The organism is Specibacter cremeus (genome assembly GCF_003946885.1).
GTDB lineage: Bacteria > Actinomycetota > Actinomycetes > Actinomycetales > Micrococcaceae > Specibacter > Specibacter cremeus.
Genome location: NZ_RWKQ01000049.1, coordinates 1 through 16864, shown reverse-complemented (window position 1 = coordinate 16864; position 16864 = coordinate 1). Strand labels below are relative to the sequence as shown.

Annotated in this window: 17 protein-coding genes and 2 pseudogenes; 10 read left to right on the top strand and 9 right to left on the bottom strand. The window is 68.1% G+C overall.

All coding sequences use genetic code 11. From position 1 onward, the window contains the following. Positions 1-323, bottom strand: a pseudogene (locus EJC77_RS21195) (pyridine nucleotide-disulfide oxidoreductase); the annotation flags it as partial. Between the two features lie 336 nt (positions 324-659). Between EJC77_RS21195 and EJC77_RS16645 the strand changes: the two are divergent. From EJC77_RS16645 to EJC77_RS16625, 5 genes are read left to right on the top strand one after another with little or no spacing between them, the layout of a single operon-like run. Further along, entirely contained in the window at positions 660-1829 is a 1170-nt protein-coding gene (locus EJC77_RS16645) for a globin domain-containing protein (RefSeq protein ID WP_125615216.1), read from the top strand. Further along, positions 1826-2470: a DivIVA domain-containing protein gene (locus EJC77_RS16640; protein WP_125615212.1), complete on the top strand. Its 645-nt coding sequence runs from the start codon at positions 1826-1828 to the stop codon at positions 2468-2470. The genes EJC77_RS16645 and EJC77_RS16640 overlap by 4 nt, the downstream gene beginning before the upstream one ends. Positions 2471-2473: 3 nt before the next feature. Further along, positions 2474-3682 (top strand): globin domain-containing protein, encoded by a 1209-nt coding sequence (locus EJC77_RS16635; protein WP_125615209.1) that lies wholly within the window; start codon positions 2474-2476, stop codon positions 3680-3682. Between the two features lie 46 nt (positions 3683-3728). Further along, on the top strand, positions 3729-4703 hold the full coding sequence (gene rarD / locus EJC77_RS16630) for an EamA family transporter RarD (RefSeq protein WP_240630323.1): 975 nt from the start codon (positions 3729-3731) through the stop codon (positions 4701-4703). A gap of 20 nt (positions 4704-4723) precedes the next feature. After that, positions 4724-6115 carry a dihydrolipoyl dehydrogenase family protein gene (locus EJC77_RS16625; RefSeq protein WP_125615203.1) on the top strand — a complete coding sequence of 464 codons (1392 nt, stop codon included), beginning with the start codon at positions 4724-4726 and terminating at the stop codon, positions 6113-6115. A gap of 152 nt (positions 6116-6267) precedes the next feature. On the opposite strand, the gene EJC77_RS16620 is transcribed toward EJC77_RS16625, so the two are convergent. The 7 genes from EJC77_RS16620 to EJC77_RS16590 all read right to left on the bottom strand — a co-directional run bounded on the left by EJC77_RS16620 (position 6268) and on the right by EJC77_RS16590 (position 13199). Next, positions 6268-7098 carry a universal stress protein gene (locus EJC77_RS16620; RefSeq protein ID WP_125615201.1) on the bottom strand — a complete coding sequence of 277 codons (831 nt, stop codon included), beginning with the start codon at positions 7096-7098 and terminating at the stop codon, positions 6268-6270. Between the two features lie 53 nt (positions 7099-7151). Continuing rightward, the gene (locus tag EJC77_RS16615) at positions 7152-8552 is read right to left on the bottom strand and encodes an amino acid permease (protein WP_125615198.1); all 1401 of its coding nucleotides are present in this window, start codon (positions 8550-8552) and stop codon (positions 7152-7154) included. Continuing rightward, entirely contained in the window at positions 8542-9621 is a 1080-nt protein-coding gene (gene hisC, locus EJC77_RS16610) for a histidinol-phosphate transaminase (protein ID WP_125615195.1), read from the bottom strand. Before hisC ends, EJC77_RS16615 begins: the two co-directional genes overlap by 11 nt. Before the next feature lie 178 nt (positions 9622-9799). Next, positions 9800-10636: an MBL fold metallo-hydrolase gene (locus tag EJC77_RS16605; protein WP_125615192.1), complete on the bottom strand. Its 837-nt coding sequence runs from the start codon at positions 10634-10636 to the stop codon at positions 9800-9802. 27 nt (positions 10637-10663) lie between these two features. Beyond that, on the bottom strand, positions 10664-11437 hold the full coding sequence (locus EJC77_RS16600; protein ID WP_125615189.1) for an amino acid ABC transporter ATP-binding protein: 774 nt from the start codon (positions 11435-11437) through the stop codon (positions 10664-10666). Beyond that, positions 11437-12318: an amino acid ABC transporter permease gene (locus EJC77_RS16595; RefSeq protein ID WP_125615186.1), complete on the bottom strand. Its 882-nt coding sequence runs from the start codon at positions 12316-12318 to the stop codon at positions 11437-11439. Before EJC77_RS16595 ends, EJC77_RS16600 begins: the two co-directional genes overlap by 1 nt. Next, the gene (locus EJC77_RS16590; protein WP_164520458.1) at positions 12315-13199 is read right to left on the bottom strand and encodes an ABC transporter substrate-binding protein; all 885 of its coding nucleotides are present in this window, start codon (positions 13197-13199) and stop codon (positions 12315-12317) included. The genes EJC77_RS16595 and EJC77_RS16590 overlap by 4 nt, the downstream gene beginning before the upstream one ends. Positions 13200-13349: 150 nt before the next feature. Here EJC77_RS16590 and EJC77_RS16585 point away from each other — a divergent pair, with 150 nt between their 5' ends. The 5 genes and pseudogenes from EJC77_RS16585 to EJC77_RS20470 all read left to right on the top strand — a co-directional run bounded on the left by EJC77_RS16585 (position 13350) and on the right by EJC77_RS20470 (position 15814). Continuing rightward, positions 13350-14096: an IclR family transcriptional regulator domain-containing protein gene (locus tag EJC77_RS16585; RefSeq protein WP_125615180.1), complete on the top strand. Its 747-nt coding sequence runs from the start codon at positions 13350-13352 to the stop codon at positions 14094-14096. Between the two features lie 220 nt (positions 14097-14316). Then, a complete protein-coding gene (locus EJC77_RS16580; RefSeq protein ID WP_164520457.1) occupies positions 14317-14592 on the top strand; it encodes an LGFP repeat-containing protein in 276 nt (91 codons plus the stop codon). Between the two features lie 108 nt (positions 14593-14700). Next, positions 14701-15292, top strand: a pseudogene (locus EJC77_RS21635) (M15 family metallopeptidase). Positions 15293-15335: 43 nt separating this feature from the next. After that, positions 15336-15587, top strand: a complete 252-nt coding sequence (locus tag EJC77_RS16570; RefSeq protein WP_125615173.1) for an alpha/beta fold hydrolase — start codon at positions 15336-15338, stop codon at positions 15585-15587. Between the two features lie 56 nt (positions 15588-15643). Continuing rightward, entirely contained in the window at positions 15644-15814 is a 171-nt protein-coding gene (locus EJC77_RS20470) for a hypothetical protein (protein ID WP_164520456.1), read from the top strand. 12 nt (positions 15815-15826) lie between these two features. Here the strand turns inward: EJC77_RS20470 and EJC77_RS16565 are convergent, their stop codons facing one another. Continuing rightward, positions 15827-16732, bottom strand: a complete 906-nt coding sequence (locus tag EJC77_RS16565) for an oxygenase MpaB family protein (protein ID WP_125615170.1) — start codon at positions 16730-16732, stop codon at positions 15827-15829. Positions 16733-16864 lie beyond the last annotated feature (132 nt).

Sequence of the window (16864 nt, the reverse complement as noted above, 5' to 3'; positions counted from 1 at the left end):
AAGACCACCGCATCATAGTGGGCCCGCAAATCCGCCAACGACAGATCCACCCCGTACGCCACATTGCCGAAAAACCGGATATCGCCCCGGTCCAACACCTTGTGCAACGCGTTCACGATCCCCTTGATCCGCGGATGATCCGGCGCCACCCCATACCGGATCAACCCATACGGGGCCGGATACCGGTCAAACAGGTCAATGCTCACCGACAACCCATCCGCCACCTCCTGCGACTTCGTCAACAGGTCCGCGGCATACACCCCCGCCGGACCCGAACCAATAACAGCCACACGGAACGGGCGGGCCTGTGGTGAATCGGTCAAGTTCGAGTCCTTCCGAACGGGTATGCGGGACGCCGTGATCGCCGCCCGTGCCAGTCGGCGCGTGGCGGCGCCATCTTTCAGTCTAGGCGGCGACCCCCCACGAGGACCAAGGGGCGCGGGCGGAACGTGACGAAGTAGTCTCGGCACGCCCGGCGTTGATCAAGAACCCGACAGTGGCAAGCGCGCCGAATATTTGTAGACTGGCTGGAAACCTCCACCAGGAACTGAGCACCGGGAGAGGAATTCGACCGATGGACCCCATCCAGAAGACGGCCGCCGCACCCCGGCCTGTCCCGCCCGCGCTTCATGTGGACGGCTCCGGCAGGCGCTGACGCCATGGACGTTGAGGCATTGAAACGCTCGTGGGCCGCCGTGTCCGCGGCCGGCGACGAGGCGCCGCTGTATTTCTACTCGCACCTGTTCATCACCCATCCGGAGCTTCGGGACATGTTCCCCGTCTCGATGGCCAGCCAGCGGGACAAGCTCTTTGCCGCGCTCGGCCACATCGTCAGCAATGTGGACCGGCTCGACGAGGTCACCGGCTTCATCGAGCAACTGGGCCGGGACCACCGCCGGTTCGCCGTCCTTCCGGAGCACTACTCCGCGGTGGGAGCGTCGCTGCTGGCGGCGCTCAAGCAGTTCCTTGGAGCCGAGTGGACCCCGGGCATCGCCGCCGACTGGTCGGCCGCCTACGGGCTGATCGCCAAGGTCATGGTCATCGCGGCGGAGGACGCCGCGGATAGCAGCCCTCCGTGGTGGGATGCGGAAGTGACCCACGTGGACCGGCGCAGCATCGATGTGGCGGTGCTCCAGCTCCGGACGGAGACGGCCCTGGATTTTGTCCCCGGCCAGTCCATGGCCATGGAGATCGCCGCGCTGCCCCGGCTGTGGCGCTACGTCACGCCGGCCAACGCCCCGCGGGAGGACGGCAGCCTGGAACTCCATGTCCAACTGATCCCCGGCGGCCAGTTCAGCTCCACCGCGGTCCGCAAGGTCCGTCCCGGCGACGCCGTCCGGCTGGGCGCCCCGATGGGCGACCAGCTGGTGCTTCCGCACGACGGCGTTGACCTGCTCCTGGTGGCCGGCGGCACCGGGCTGGCCCCGCTGGTCGCGATCCTCGACCAGGCCCGCCGCCAACGCGAATCCACCGGACAGGCGCGCACCGTGGACCTGTTCCATGGGGCACGGCTGCCCTGGAACCTGTACGAAGAGACGAAGCTCTCCGCGTGGGCGCAGGACGCCTGGTTCAACTATCACCCGGTGGTCTCCGACGATCCCACCTACCCGGGGCTTCGCGGGCTGGTCGGCGCCGCGGCCGCCGGCCACCAGTCCTGGGCAGGCCGGGTGGCGCTTGTCTGCGGCTCCCCCGGAATGGTCTCCCACACGGTCCGGGAGCTGCAGGCGGCCGGGCTCAACCATGACGACATCCGGTACGAAACGTTTGCCACGCTCGAGGAGAACTCGTCCGTGCTCGGCACGACCAATGAAACAGGTGAGAACCCATGACCGTTCCGAAGCCCGACCCGCAGCCGGATGGCAGGCTCGCCCCGGCGACGATCCGCCACGCCGTCTTCCCGGCCGCCCAGCACGGCGGCTACGACATCCAGGCCGTGACCCGGTTCCTGGCCGCCGTGGCGAACCAACTGGCCGAGGCCGAGGGCGAAGCCGCCAGCCTCCGCGCCGACGCGGACAAGGCCCGGGCCGGTCTCACCATGGACGTCAACGCCGAAACGGTGAACCTGCTCAGCCGCGCCCAGGTCATCGCGGACAAGCATGTCAGCGAGGCGGAGCAGTACGCCCACGACCTGATCGACACGGCCCGGAAGCAATACTCCGAAATACTGCAAAAGGCCCAGGACAGCGTGGCGGCCCCCGCGCCGCAGGCCACGGCCGCCCCCGACACCGCCGCCGACACCGCCGCCGACACCGCCGCCGGGGCGCGGCCCGGCTACGGCACCCCCGTGCCGGAAATCGAGTATGTCCGCACCTACACCAAGGTGGCGCAGGTGCAATTGCGGGCCGTCATCGATGCGCTGGCGGAGCAGGTGGACCAACTCGGCCAGTTGCCCCGGCTCGAGGCGCCCCCGCCGCAGAATCCACCGACACAGGCGCCACCGCCCGGAACGTCCACCCACCAAGGAGGCTGAACCATGCTTTCAGCAACGTCACTGCCCGTCATCGAGGCCACTCTCCCGGTGATCGGGTTGCACATCAACGAAATTGCCCGGCGGTTCTACGACCATCTGTTCGAGACCCATCCCGAGCTGCTGGACGGGGTCTTCAACCGCGGGAATCAGGCGGACGGCCATCAGCAGCAGGCGCTCGCCGGGTCGGTCGCCGCGTTTGCCGGCATGCTGGTCAACAATCCCGGACAACTGCCCGAGGCACTGCTGTCCCGGATCAGCCACAAGCATGTGGCGCTGGGCATCAAGCCCGACCAGTACCAGGTGGTCCACGACAACCTGTTCTGGGCCATCGCCGACGTGCTCGGCGATGCCGTCACCCCCGAGGTCGCCGCCGCCTGGGACGAGGTGTATTGGCTCATGGCCAACACCCTGGTCAACCTGGAACGCGGACTCTACGACGCCGTCGGCCTCTCCCCCGACACCATCTGGCGCAGCTGGCGGCTGGCCCGGCGCATCCAGGAGACCGACGACGTCGTCACGTTCGTCGTCGAACGCACCGACGAGCGTGACGTCTTGCCGTCGCTGCCCGGGCAATACGTGACCTTGCAGATGCCGGTCCCGGACGGCGCGCACCAGCCGCGCCAGTACAGCCTGACCAGGGCCGACGACGGCCACCACCGCTGGTTTGCCGTCAAGCGGGTCACGGGTCAGGGCGGCCCCGACGGGGAGGTGTCCAACCTGCTGCACGACGCCGCCAAGATCGGCGACGAGGTCATCCTGTCCGCCCCCTTCGGTGACGTCGTGCTGGACAGCACGGACCGTCCCGTCGTCTTCGCCAGTGCCGGCATCGGCGTCACACCCATGGCCGGGATGCTCTCCCACCTGGCCAAGGCACGTTCGAGCCGCGAAATCATGTTCCTGCACGCGGGCACGTCGCCGGACACCTTCGCGTTGCGGAACCAGGTGCAGGAGGACCTTGAAACGCTGCCGCAGGCAGGCATGGTGACCTGGTACGAGCAGGGCCTGGACTCCAGTCCGGCGTCCGGTGACGAACGCGCGGGTTTCATGGACGTGACGGCCGTCGAACTTCCCGCCGACGCCGTCTACTACCTGTGCGGGCCGCTGCCCTTCATGCAGGTGGTCCGCCAGCAACTGCTCGATCTCGGCGTGGCACCCCGGGACATCCAGTACGAGGTGTTCGGCCCGGACCTCTGGCAGGCCGACTACGAATAGCGCCCCTGGCTGGAATACCGGCACGATCCGTGCTGTTAATGAGACTGTGCCAACCCCTGAAACAGCCACCACGCAGCAGCCCGCCCCCGCCACCCGGACGGGCAGGCGATCCGAGGCGGCGACGGGGATCCTGTACGGGTTCGGCGCCTACGGGCTGTGGGGCCTGCTGCCCATCTTCTTCATCGTGCTGGCCCCGGCGAACAGCATCGAAATCGTGGCCAACCGGGTGGTCTGGTCGGTCGTGTTCTGCGCCATCATCGTCACCGCCGCCCGGGGATGGGGCAAGGTGCTCCGGGCCGTCACGAGTACCAAGATCCTCGGCACGCTCGCCGTCGCCGCGGTGCTCATCGCCGTCAACTGGCTCACCTACGTCTTCGCCGTCACCAGCGACCACGCCGTCGAGGCGTCCCTGGGCTATTTCATCAACCCGCTCGTGGCCATCCTGCTCGGCGTGTTCGTGCTGAAGGAGAAACTGCGCCCGCTGCAGTGGCTTGCCGTCGGCGTCGGGTTCGCGGCCGTCGTCGTGCTCACCATCAGCTATGGGCAACTGCCGTGGATCGCGCTGACCCTCGCGTTCAGCTTCGGCCTCTACGGGTACGTGAAGAACCGGGTGGGCGGGGCGGTGGACGCCATCACGTCCCTGAGCATCGAGACCGCCGTGCTCACCCCGGTCGCCATCGTCGCCATGGTGGTGCTGGCGGCCGCCGGACAGGCCACGCTGACCGGCCTGGGCGCCGGCCACTTCTGGCTGCTGGCCTCCGCGGGAATCGTCACGGCCGTGCCGCTGCTGCTGTTCGGCGCGGCCGCCCGCCGGCTGCCGTTGAGCACGATCGGACTGCTGCAGTACGTGGCGCCGCTGCTGCAGTTCATCATCGCCATCACACTCCTGGGCGAACACATGGGCCCGGACCGCTGGATCGGCTTCGGCATCGTGTGGCTGGCCTTGGTCCTTCTCACCCTCGACATGCTCCGGGCGCACCGCCAGGCCGCACACCTGCGCCGCGCCGCACTGGCCGGCTAGCACAACCGAAAGGACCTGCCATGACCGAGGAATACGACCTGCTGGTGATCGGCGGGGGCAAGGCGGGCAAGTCGCTGGCCATGGACCTGGCCGCGGCCGGGCAGCGCGTAGCCATGGTGGAGCGCGGCATGATCGGCGGCACGTGCATCAACGTCGCCTGCATCCCCACCAAGACGCTCGTCAACAGCGCCCGGCTGCTCGCCACCATGCGCCGCGCCGCCACGTTCGGCATCACCGGCGCCGACTCCCCGGCCATCGACATCGATCTGCTGCGCGCCCGCAAGGAGGACGTGGTCGGCGCCATGGTGGCCGGGCAGCGGAAGTCGTTCCTGGGCTCCGGCATGGAGCTGGTGATCGGGCAGGCCCGGTTCGTGGCGCCCCGCACGGTGGAGGTGACGGACGACGCCGGCGCGCACCGCACGCTGACCGGCACCAACGTCGTGGTCAACACCGGCATGGAGCCGGCCATCCAGGACATCCCCGGGCTGGCCGAGGCCGGTCCGCTGACCAGCACGAGCATCCTGGCCCTCGAGTCGCTGCCGGAGAGCATCGTGATCCTGGGCGGCGGGTACGTCGGCTGCGAGTTCGCCGGCATGCTGAACACGATGGGCGTGGACGTCACGATCGTCCAGCGCGGTCCGGCGTTGCTGGCCCGGGAGGACGCCGACGTCGCCGCGGCCGTGGCGGACGGGTTCCGCGGCAGCGGCATCGACGTGCGCCTGGGCGCGGCGGCCGTCCGGGTCTCCCCGACGGGCAATCCCGGCGACGGGGCGGCCGGCGTGGACCTGTCCGACGGGTCCACGGTGTCCGCGGACGCGATCCTCGTGGCCACGGGCCGTGCGCCCGTCACGGCAGGGCTGGACCTGGCCGCCGCCGGGGTCGAGGTGACGACGGCCGGCCTGGTCGTTGCGGACGAATACCTGCGCACCACCGCGGACGGCGTGTGGGCCGCCGGCGACGTGGCCGGATCCCCGCAGTTCACGCACGCCTCATGGAACGACTACCGCATCCTGAAGGCCAACCTGGCCGGCGGGTCGTGGAGCACCCGGGACCGGCTGGTCCCGTACTGCGTGTTCATCACCCCCGAACTGGGCCGGGTGGGCATGGGTGAGGCCGAGGCCCGGGCGGCCGGCCACGACGTCCGCGTTGCCAAGATGCCCGTCGCCGCCATCCCGCGGGCCCGCACGGTGGGCCAGCTGGACGGGGTCTGGAAGGCCGTGGTGGAACGCGGCACCGACCGGATCCTGGGCGCCGCACTGCTCGGCCACGAGTCCAGCGAGGTCATCTCGGTGGTCCAGATGGCCATGCTCGGCAACCTGCCGTACCAACGCGTGCGCGACGCCGTCATTACGCACCCGACCATGGCCGAGGGTCTGCAGCTGCTGTTCAGCGACGCGTTCCTTGAGGACTGAGTACCGGTGATTGAGCCCGTGTACCGGTGATTGAGCTTGTCGAAATCACCCCGGGTCTCGACAAGCTCGACCACCGGCGCGGTGATTGAGCCTGTCGAAATCACCGGGTCTCGACGGGCTCGACCACCGGGTCTCGCTCCCCAGCGGCCGGCTTACAGCACGTCGCCCTGGTAGTCGCGCGGCACGACGACCATCGGGACGGGCAGCGCGCGCAGGATCTTGTTGGCTGTGGAGCCGAGGAAGATCTTGTTGTTCTCGGCCAGCCGGCTGGAGCCGACGATGGCGACCTCTCCGGCCTTCCAGCCGATGCCGTCGATGGCCGCCTCGATGCTGCGCCCGTGCGCGAGCGTCACCGTGACGTCGCCGTCGGGCAGCCGCGCGGCCGCGCCGGCCAGCACTGTGTTCGTATGCTGGCGGGCGGGGCTGAGCGCGTTGTCCAGGTCGAAGTCGTCCTGCTGCAACTGGTCCAGCTCCACGACGGAAACCAGCCGCAGCGGCACGCGACGGCGTCCGGCGGCGGCGATGCCGACGTCGACCACGCCCTGCCAGCCCTCCCGCGTGCCGACCATGGCCGTCAGGCGGGAGAACTTGTCCCGGCGGTTGTAGCCGCGCGGGGCCAGCGCCACGGGGATGGGCGAGGCATGCAGCAGCCCGTTCGCCACCGAACCGACCGTGAAGCGCTTGAAGATCCCGTTGCTGGCCGCTCCGACGACGATCAGCAACGCCTCGGCGTCCTTCGCGGCGGCGATCAGCCCGGCCGTGAACGACTCGGCCGCGCGGACCTCGAAGCGGGCGGGGACGTCGTCGGGCACCAGGCGCAGCGCGCGGCGTTCCAGGGCGTCGCGTTCCGCCGCGGCCGGCCCGCCCTTGTCCGAGACGTACACCACATCCAGGGCGGCGCCCTGCGTCTTGGCGATCACGGAACCGAGCGCGATGGCGTCGGCGCCCCGGTCATCCGGCCTGTAGCCCACTACGTATCGCATGCTTCAACCCTTCGTTGGTAGCACCAGACTCTACAGTGGGGTTTCGGGCGCAGTCACCCGCCGACGCGCTCCAGCACGGCCGGTTCGACGGCCTCGACGGGCTCGTCGGGCGTGCGCCGCTTGAACACCAGTGCGAGCACGGCGATCACGGCGGTCAGTCCGATTGTCGCCAGCAGCTGGCCGCGACCCGGCCCGTCGAACATGGTGAGCACCATGACGCCCACCAGCAGAACGAGCGCCAGACCCGAGAGATAGGGGAACCCGGCCATCCTCACCGGCAGGTGCACGCCCGGGTCCCGGTCCGCACGCACGCGCAGCACGATCTGCGAGACGACGATGAACGACCACAGGATCAGCAATGTGGAGCCGACCGCGTTGAGCAGCATGGGCAGCACCAGGTCGGGGGCGATGAAGTTGGCCACCACCGTGACGAGGCTGAACAGGACCGAGGCGATCACGGCGACGCGCGGGATGCCCAGGCCGGCGCGGCGGGCCACAAACCGCGGCGCGATGCCGCGTTCGGACAACGACAGGATCATGCGCGAGGAGGCATAGATATTGGCGTTCATGGCCGACAGCAGCGCGATCACGACGACGACGGCCATGGCGGTGTCGATGCCAGGGATCCTGGCCACGCTGAGCACGGCCACGAACGGGCCGGTGGCCAGTTCCTTGCCGTCCCACGGCAGCACCGACACCATGATGAAGGCCGAGCCGATGTAGAACGTGAGCACGCGGACCATGACGCTGCGGACGGCGCGGCGGATGTTGTTCTTCGGGTCGTCGCTCTCCGCCGCCGCGATGGCCACGATCTCGGTGCCGCCGAATGCGAACACCACCATGAGCAGGCCCGCGCACACGCCGACGATGCCGTTGGGCATGAAGCCGCCGTGCTGGAACAGGTTGCCGATGCCGGTGGCGTGCACGCCGGGGATCCAGCCGAAGACCAGCGCGGCGCCGATGACCAGGAAGCCGACGATCGCGGCGACCTTGAGCATGGCGAACCAGTATTCGAACTGGCCGAAGCGGGCCACATTGAGCAGGTTGACGGCCGTCAGCACGACGACGAAGAGCAACGCCCACACGCCCTGCGGGATGGCCGGGAACCAGCCGCCGACGATGGTGGCGGCGCCCGTGGTCTCGGCGGCGACGACGATGACCAGCTGGATCCAGTACAGCCAGCCGATGACCGTGCCGGCGGTCGGGCCGAGGGCCTTTTCGGCGTAGACGGAGAAAGCGCCGGATTCGGGATGTGCCGCGGCCATCTCGGCGAGCATGTGCATGAGCAGGACCACGAGCAAGCCGGCGACGGCGAACGCGATGATGACGGCGGGCCCGGCCGCCTTGACGGCCGCCCCGGAGCCGATGAACAGGCCCGCGCCGATGGCGCCGCCGATGCCCATCATGGAGATCTGGCGCGAGCTCAGCTTCGCCTGCGTGTTCTTAACGGACATGGCTGGACACCTCCGGCATAACGGCGAGAAGTACGTCCAGCACGGCGGCGTTGGCGGTGGGGTCGCCTATGGAGATGCGGATCCCGTCGCCCGGGAACGCGCGGGCCCACACGCCGCGTTCGCGCAGCGCGGCGTCGACGTCGACGGTCGCCGCGCCGGTGGGCAGCCACACGAAGTTGGCCTGCGAGGGGAGGGCCTCGATGCCGGCCGCGGCCAGCTTCGCCAACAGGATCCCGCGGTCGGCGACGAGCGTGTCGATGCGTTCTTGCAGTTCCTCCTCGGCGTCCAGGCTGGCGACGGCGGCCCGCTGGGCGAGCGCCGTCACGGCGAACGGGACGGCGGTCTTGCGCAGGTTCGCGGCCACCTCCACCGGGGCGATCGCGTAGCCGATGCGCAGCCCGGCCAGCCCATACGCCTTGGAGAACGTGTGCAGCACGGCCACGTTCGGGTGGCGGCGGAAGAAGTCGATGCCCTGCGCCGAGCCGGCGTCCACGTTGAAGTGCAGGTAGGCCTCGTCAATGACGACCAGCACGTCCGACGGAACGGCGCGCAGGAACTCCTCGACCTCGTCGGCGGACACGACAGTCCCGGTCGGGTTGTTCGGATTGCAGATGAACACCAGCCGGGTCCGGTCCGTGATGGCCGCGGCCATGGCGGGCAGGTCGTGCCGGCCCGCCGCATCCAGCGGCACCTCGACCGGGACGGCGCCGGCCACGCGCGTGAGGATGGGGTACGCCTCGAAGGACCGCCACGCGAACAGCACCTCGTCGCCGGGGTTGGTCGTGGCATGGATGAGCTGGCCGGCCACCTCCACCGAGCCGGCGCCGAGGCAGATGTTCGCCTCGTCCACGCCGAACCGGGCGGCCAGCCGGCCGACCAGCTCCGGGGCGGCCGCATTGGGGTATTCGTTGATGCTCCCGATCGCCTCTGCGACCGCCACGGCCACGGCGTCCAGCGGCGGGTACGGGTTCTCGTTGGACGAGAGCTTGTGCGCGCCGGCGCCGGTGGGGGCCGCGCCCTGCTTGTAGGGCGGGATCGTCGCAAGCGACTCGCGGTAGGGCAAGTTCATGGGTTCTCCGGGGTCGATCGGGGATGTTTTCGCATCGGCGGTGACGCGACTCACACAACTTACGGACACCCCCAATTGCCGGTCAACCGGGCGGCGAACGGCCGTACATCGTGTACACAACTCCCGGTGCCAGCCCGAATCCGCTGCACAATTTGCACATGTTGTTGGAGCGTCCGGGTTAGATCTCCATCAGGTCCTGGCCGATTGTGATCTTGCCGGAGAAACCCTGGCGGGCGTCGTTGACCCAGATCTCGTCCGGAACGGACGGGCTGCCCGGCACGAAGTGGGACAACACCAGGTGCTCGACGCCGGCACGGGCGGCGATCTCGCCCACATCCGTGGACGAGGTATGGGAATCGATCAGGTGCTTGCGCAGCGTGTTCCCGTTCGACCGCTTCAGCAGTGGATCGATGCTGGGCACGTGCATGACCTCGTGCACCAGCACGTCGGCCCCTTGGGCAAGTTGGACTAGCGCGTCGCATGGGGTCGTGTCGCCGGAGATCACATAGGACCGGTCCGCCGCGTCGATGCGGTAGGCGAGCGCCGGGATCGGCGGGTGGTTGACCCATGCCGCGCTGATCCGCACGTTCTCATCCTCGAAGACCACCCCGGGCGCCTGCACGTCCACCGGGCGCACCATGGCCGCGAAGTCCGGCCGGCCCTCGTCGACAACCCTGATTGCGGTGTCGGTCCCGGCGTAGCCGGTGAACGAGCGCCACATCTCCGTCCAGGGCGCCGGCGCGAACGCCGTCACCGGGCGGCTCAGGTTGGCGCACCAGGCCAGATGCAGCAACGTGCCGGCGTCGGCGTTGTGGTCGCTGTGGTGGTGGGTGATGCCCAGCGCCCGGATCGAGTCGAACGGGATGCGGGCATGCGCCATCTGGCGGGCCACTCCGTTTCCAGCGTCGATGATGTAGGTCGCGTCGCCGACCCTGACTGCCTGGCAGGAGGCGTTGCGTTCCGCCTTGGGGGTGGGGCCGCCGCCGGTGCCGAGCAGGACGAGGGAGCTTGTCATGGGGAAGTGCCTTTCAGGAGGGATGAATCAGCGCACATGCCGGAGGAAATCGCGGGTGCGTTCATGTTCGGGATCGGTAAATACGCCGTCGGGCGTGCCGGATTCGAGAATGACACCGGAATCCATGACGACGACGACGTCCGCCACTTCCCGTGCGAAGGCCATTTCGTGGGTCACCACAATCATGGTCATGCCGCCGGCTGCCAGATCCTTCATCACTTTCAGCACCTCGCCCACCAACTCCGGGTCCAGCGCCGACGTCGGCTCGTCGAAGAGCATGACGCGTGGTTCCATGGCCAGCGCGCGGGCGATGGCCACGCGCTGCTTCTGGCCGCCGGAGAGCGAGGACGGATAGGCGTCGCGTTTGTCCGCCAGCCCGACCTTTTCCAGCAGCGACTCGGCCAGTTGCCGGGACTTGGCCTTGCTGTGGCGTTTGAGCAGGTTCGGGGCCAGCGTGATGTTCTCCAGCACAGTGAAGTGCGGGAACAGGTTGAAGTGTTGGAAGACCATGCCGATGTCCTGGCGCTGCCGATCGACGGCCCGGCGCGGGCGCTCATGCATCAGCCCGTCCCGTGCTTCATAGGCGATCGTCTCGCCACCCATGGTGATACGGCCGGCGTCGAGTGTTTCCAGGTGGTTGATGCAGCGCAGCAGCGTGGATTTTCCGGATCCGGACGGACCGAGCAGACAGGAAACCGTCTGTTCCTGTACTTCGAGGCTGACGCCGCGCAGGACGTGGTGGTCGCCGTAGAACTTGTGGACCGAGTCAACTTTCAACAACGCGTCGGGGTGTGTGGACATCAGACGGATACCTTTCTCTGTCCCCGTTCGAGGCGGCGCTCGAGCAGGGTTTGGCCGACGGTCGCAATACCCGTGACGAGCAAATACCACGCGGAGGCGATGACCAGTAGTTCCAGCGTGCGCAAGTTGGTCGCCGCGATGTTCTGGCTCGCCGTGAGCAGATCGCCGCCGGCGATGACCGAGACCAGTGACGTCATCTTGATCATCGTCACGAACTGGCTTCCGGTGGGCGGCAGGATCACGCGCATGGCCTGCGGCAGGATGACCTTGCGCATGGTGTGCCAGGGACCGAGGCCCAGGGCGGTGGCAGCTTCACGTTGTCCCTGATCGACCGAGCGCAGCCCGGAGCGGATGATTTCACCCATGTAGGCGGCCTCGTTGAACGACAGCGCCAGGATCGAGGCGATGAACGGGGTCACCAGATCGTTCATGTCCCAGCTGTGCCAGATGTCGCCGTTGAAGGGATTGACGATGTCCACCCTGGACCAGAACAGGGCCAGGTTTCCGGTGAACAAAATCAGCACCAGCAGCGGGATGCTGCGGACCAGTGCCACATAGCTGAACCCGATGGCCCGGAGCACCGGGTTGCTCGACAGCCGCATGACGGCCACGATGAAGCCGCCGACGGTGCCCAGGACCATTGAAATGACGGCCAGCACGATGGTGTTCATGACGCCGGCACGAATGGACTCGGCCGTCAGGTACTTGTAGATCGTTTCGTGGTCCAGCGCGGGGTTGAACCACATGGACAAGGCTCCCCAGGTCACCACGCAGGCCGCGGCGACCGCCAGCAGGATGCGGCCGGGATGTTTTTTGGCCGCAATCCGGTCGGCGGCCTGGCTGAGCGTCTGTTCGCGCTCGGCAAGTGATACGGTTCTCATTTCGCTGCTCCCAGATCGGACTTCAGTGCCAGGTCTTCGGTGTGCCACGTCGCCAGGATCTTTGCGATCGTGCCGTCCGCCTGCATCATGTCCAGGGCGGACTGAATCGAAACGTGGAGCGCCGGTTTCGATTGGGCCGTGATGATGCCGATCGGCTGGAGCTGGTAGGTAGTCCCGCCGCCCATCTGGAAGATGGCCTTGGTGGCCGCGGCCTCCGAGATGTATCGCATCACGGGCGTGTTGCCCAGGAACGCCGCCGTCCGGCCAGCCTGGACCGAGAGCCTGGCATCGCCCGGGGAGCTGAACTGTTCGATCTGGACCGGCTTTTTACCGGCAGCGGTGCATTTGGCACTCGTTTCCTCGGCCAATTCCAGTTGCACGCCGCCGCGGACGATTGCCACGGCAAGCCCGCACAGATCGTCGACGGACTGGATGTTGTGCGGATTGCCCCTGCGGACCAGGGGGCTGGTCGCCTGGTTCATGTAGTTGGCGAAGTCCACTGCCGCACGACGCTGCGGAGTGTCTCCTATCAGGTCCATGCCGGCATCGACCTTCCCCGACTGGACCGCCGGGATCAGGCCGGCGAACGGCAGCTGCTTCCAGGTGATGCCGACACCGAGGCGGCGCCCGATTTCATCCGCGATGTCCTTGTTGATGCCTTCCACGGCGATATTGCCGTCGGAGAAGAAAATCAGTGGAGGCGACGATATCTGCGAACCAATGACCAGGGAACCCTTGCCCTTGATGTCCTGGGGCAATTCAATGATGTGCTTGTAGGCGGTGGGCGCCTGGGTCGCGGAAACCTGTGCCGCGACACCCGGTCGCAGGACCACGCACCCCGACAGGGCGATTGCGGCCAGAATGCTCAGGCCCGCCGCCACAACAGGCGCATACGGTGAACGCCGCATCGATCCTCCTAAGTTTTTCGGTAAGCGAAAATGTATTTCTCTATACGAAAATAGTGTTCGGCATCACGTACTCTGGTGTCAAGGGGCATCCCACCCGGACACCGCTCTTGAAGGAGGCACTCGATGACGGCAGAGGTTCAGCGGAGCGAATACGTGCAAGCGTTCGAACGCGGACTGGCAGTCATCTCGTCATTTGAAGGGACCCCGCAGACCCTCTCGGAGGTGGCGCAGAAGCTGGGCATGTCCCCGGCCGCTGCACGCCGCTACCTGGTAACCCTGACGGAGCTCGGTTATCTGGCGCACGACGGCAGCCGGTTTTCGGCGCAGGCCAAGCTCCTGGAATTGGCCCAGCCCTACTTTTCGAGCCACGATGGCCTGCAGCTGGCGCAGCTGGCACTTCAGCAACTCACGAAGTCGGTGCATGAGACGTCATCGCTCACGCAGCTCGATGGCACGGAAGTCATCAACGTACTCTCGGTCCAGACCACCCAGGAGCTGGCCATCCAGGTCGTGCCAGGTCTGCGCCTGCCCGCCTATTGCACCGCCATGGGCCGGGCCATGCTGTCCCTCATGACAGACGAGGAAGTAACCGAGACGCTCGCCGCCGCCGACCTGGTTCGGCACACGGTCAAGACCATTGTCGACAGGGATGCCCTCCTGGAACAGATCCGCACCGCGCGGCGGGACGGCTACGCGCTGGCCGAGGAGGAGTACTCCCCCGGGATCCGGACCATGTCCCGGGCCTTCCGGTTCCCCCAAGGCCAGCTGGCAGCGTTAAGCGTGCCGACGCCGACCGCCCGGGAAAGCCGCGAAGCCTACATCGCCCGGGTCGCCGACCCCCTCCGCAATGCCGTCGAGCGGCTGGCCTGACCGCCCAACCCGCCCCACCGGGAACACGGCGGCCATCGCAAGCCGCATTGCCGCCAGCGTCCGGCCCCTTTGAAAACCGGACGGAACAGGCCTACGATCGGCAAAAGCCAGGAATGCAACGAACGCGGACCGCATCATGTTCAGAGCCCTTTGCACCTGTAAAACCTCCACAGCCTCCCTTTGCGCGCGCGCCGGAGCCTTCGTCGCCGGCCTGGGGTTGATGACGTTCGGCCTCGCGGCACCAGCCCAGGCGAGCCCAGCCCAGGCGAGCCCAGTCCAGGCCAGCACAATCCAGGCGGCCACGGCCGACGGCGGCGCCATCGCCGCCAAGTACAGCGCGCTCGGCGGTGCGGCTGGCTATCTGGGCGCCCCGATCAACAACCTGCGCTGCGGGCTCGTCGCCGGCGGGTGCGTGCGCAGCTACCGGAACGGCATCATCTACTGGGTGAAGGCGGCCGGCGCGCACCCGGTCAGGGGCGCCATCGGCGCCAAGTAGATCCAGATAGGCTACGAGAACAGCCCCCTGGGCTACCCCATCACGGACGAATCCTGCTCCGGGCCGGTCACGGCCCGCACCTGCCAGCAGTTCTTCCAGGGCGGGGGCATGCAATGGTGGCCGGGGCGGGTGGCGGTGGTGCCCGCCCAGGCGAGCATCGCCGTCGTCGTCGACAAGCTCCGGCCCAACCGGCCGGTCAACAACGTCCCACCGGACCTGCGCCAGGTCGGCAACCAGTCCATGCGGCTGGAGGCCGCCAACCAGCTGGCCGCGTTCATCGGCGCGGCGTCGCGCTCCGGGGTCGGCGTGACGACCGTCAGCGGCTACCGGTCCTACGCCACGCAGGTGAACGTGTACAACTCGTACGTGGCCGCGTACGGACGGGCCTACGCGGACACCATTTCCGCCCGGCTACAGCGAGCACCAGACGGGGCTGGCCATGGACATCGGCAACCCGAATGGTGAGTGTTCGCTGCTGGCCTGTTTCGCCTCGACCCCGGCCGGCCGCTACGCCACGGACAATGTGTGGCGGTACGGGTTCATCATCCGGTACCCGGACGGCTACACCTCGATCACCGGGTATGCGTACGAGCCGTGGCACCTGCGCTACGTGGGGGTGCGGGTGGCCACCGACATGCGCGACCGCGGGTACCGGACGCTGGAGCAGTACCTCGGGCTGCCGGCGGCGCCGTCGTACTAGCGCCACGACCGGCTGGTTGAACCGCGAATCAAGGTGGATCACGATGGAGCAGGCGAAGTCGGCAGACGGAACCATGATCGCCTTCGACCGGTCGGGTGCCGGCGCGCCGCTGGTGTTGGTGGTGGGCGCGTTCAGTGACCGGTCCTCGACGAAGACTCTTTCGGACGGGTTGGCAAACCGGTTCGAGGTATATGCGTACGAACCGCCCTACACCACCGGGCCGAGCAGCGCGGTTGCGGATGAGCTGGACGCCTTGGTCATCGCCAGCCGGCACAACCGCACGAGGTCCGGCTGAGCAACGATGAGACGGCTCCCACGGGCCGCCTCGCGGCGATCACGGCACCTACCCTCGTGCTCGCCGGCGGGGCGAGCCCCGGCTGGGCCGCCGACACCGCCGCAGTCGTCGCGGCCGCGATCCCGGGCGGGCACTGGCAGGTGCTCGAAGGGCAGGGCCACGGCGCGGCGGACGACGTCCTCATCCCGGTGCTGGACGAGTTCTTCGGCCCGCTCGCCGCGGGGTGACGATCGACGGGTTCAGCCGTCGAGTCCCAGCCGGCGACGGCGGGACATGGCCGACCGTCGGCTGGGCCCGGTCCGCCCCAGCCCGAGATGGACGACGGCGAGCACCAGTCGCGCCGCCGGGCGCACCGGGAGCGGGAGTGGACCCCACCGCGGCACCGCAAGCCGCAGGAGGGCCCGGTGTTCCGGAGCCAACGTGCTGACGGCAGCGGCAAACAGGATCTTGTACCCGAACCGCTGCGAGCGCGGCAGCGGCGGGTCCCGCAGGAACCGGACCACGTCTGCCACCCTGTCGTCGTACCTGAGTTCGGGGCCGAACGCGGCCAGCTGGGCGTACAGCTCCGCCTCGGTTTCGGGTGGGTCGGGAACCCGCATCAACTTCCCCGCCAGGGCCCATTCGCGCACGTAGGCGTCCGGCCCGCCGGGAATGCGGGCTCCGAGTGACTTGTGGGCGGCCAGGAACGCTTCGGTGAAGGACAGGTGCACCCAACGGAGCAGGTGGGGATCGTTCGCCCGGTACGGCACGGTGGTTCCGCCCGCGTCCGTGTACACGCCCGTGATGTGTTCGTGAATCTTCAGCACGCGGTCGCTCGCGTGCCTGGCCGCGGCGGTGTCGCCGTAGGTGACGGTGAAGATCCAGCGGATGGTCCCCGCCAGCCGGCCCAGCGGATCCGCCCGGTAGTTGGAATGGTCATGGACCCCGGCCATGGCCCCCGGATGGAGGGCCTGCACCAGCAGGGCGTGGATGCCGGCCACCAGGGTCGTCATGGACCCATGCACCGCCCACGCCGCCGAGGCGGGTCCGAAGTGACCGCCGTCGTCGCCCTGCGCCAGGTCCAGCTCCCACCGGGGGACGGTCGCGGAATTGGCGCTGAACGTGCCGCGCAGTTCGCGCCGCCAGCGGGTGACGAGGTTGCTCACGGTCCAAGTCAACACCGCCAATCTGGGCCTTTCCACCGGGCCGGTGCGTCTAGACGAGTAATTCCAAGGGGTCAGTGGTCGTAGGCGGTCAGGGAGCGGCGGATGGTTGCGCCGATGCTGTCGTTGTGCCAG

Excerpts from the sequence above, each read along its gene's own strand:
- EJC77_RS16600 (WP_125615189.1), bottom strand. The coding sequence starts at position 11,437 with ATGTCCACACACCCCGACGCGTTGTTGAAAGTTGACTCGGTCCACAAG.
- EJC77_RS16585 (WP_125615180.1), top strand. The coding sequence starts at position 13,350 with ATGACGGCAGAGGTTCAGCGGAGCGAATACGTGCAAGCGTTCGAACGC.
- EJC77_RS16580 (WP_164520457.1), top strand. The coding sequence starts at position 14,317 with ATGACGTTCGGCCTCGCGGCACCAGCCCAGGCGAGCCCAGCCCAGGCG.
- EJC77_RS16645 (WP_125615216.1), top strand. The coding sequence starts at position 660 with ATGGACGTTGAGGCATTGAAACGCTCGTGGGCCGCCGTGTCCGCGGCC.
- EJC77_RS16635 (WP_125615209.1), top strand. The coding sequence starts at position 2,474 with ATGCTTTCAGCAACGTCACTGCCCGTCATCGAGGCCACTCTCCCGGTG.
- EJC77_RS16620 (WP_125615201.1), bottom strand. The coding sequence starts at position 7,098 with ATGCGATACGTAGTGGGCTACAGGCCGGATGACCGGGGCGCCGACGCC.
- EJC77_RS16570 (WP_125615173.1), top strand. The coding sequence starts at position 15,336 with ATGGAGCAGGCGAAGTCGGCAGACGGAACCATGATCGCCTTCGACCGG.
- EJC77_RS16615 (WP_125615198.1), bottom strand. The coding sequence starts at position 8,552 with ATGTCCGTTAAGAACACGCAGGCGAAGCTGAGCTCGCGCCAGATCTCC.
- EJC77_RS16640 (WP_125615212.1), top strand. The coding sequence starts at position 1,826 with ATGACCGTTCCGAAGCCCGACCCGCAGCCGGATGGCAGGCTCGCCCCG.
- hisC (WP_125615195.1), bottom strand. The coding sequence starts at position 9,621 with ATGAACTTGCCCTACCGCGAGTCGCTTGCGACGATCCCGCCCTACAAG.
- EJC77_RS16595 (WP_125615186.1), bottom strand. The coding sequence starts at position 12,318 with ATGAGAACCGTATCACTTGCCGAGCGCGAACAGACGCTCAGCCAGGCC.
- EJC77_RS16605 (WP_125615192.1), bottom strand. The coding sequence starts at position 10,636 with ATGACAAGCTCCCTCGTCCTGCTCGGCACCGGCGGCGGCCCCACCCCC.
- EJC77_RS16625 (WP_125615203.1), top strand. The coding sequence starts at position 4,724 with ATGACCGAGGAATACGACCTGCTGGTGATCGGCGGGGGCAAGGCGGGC.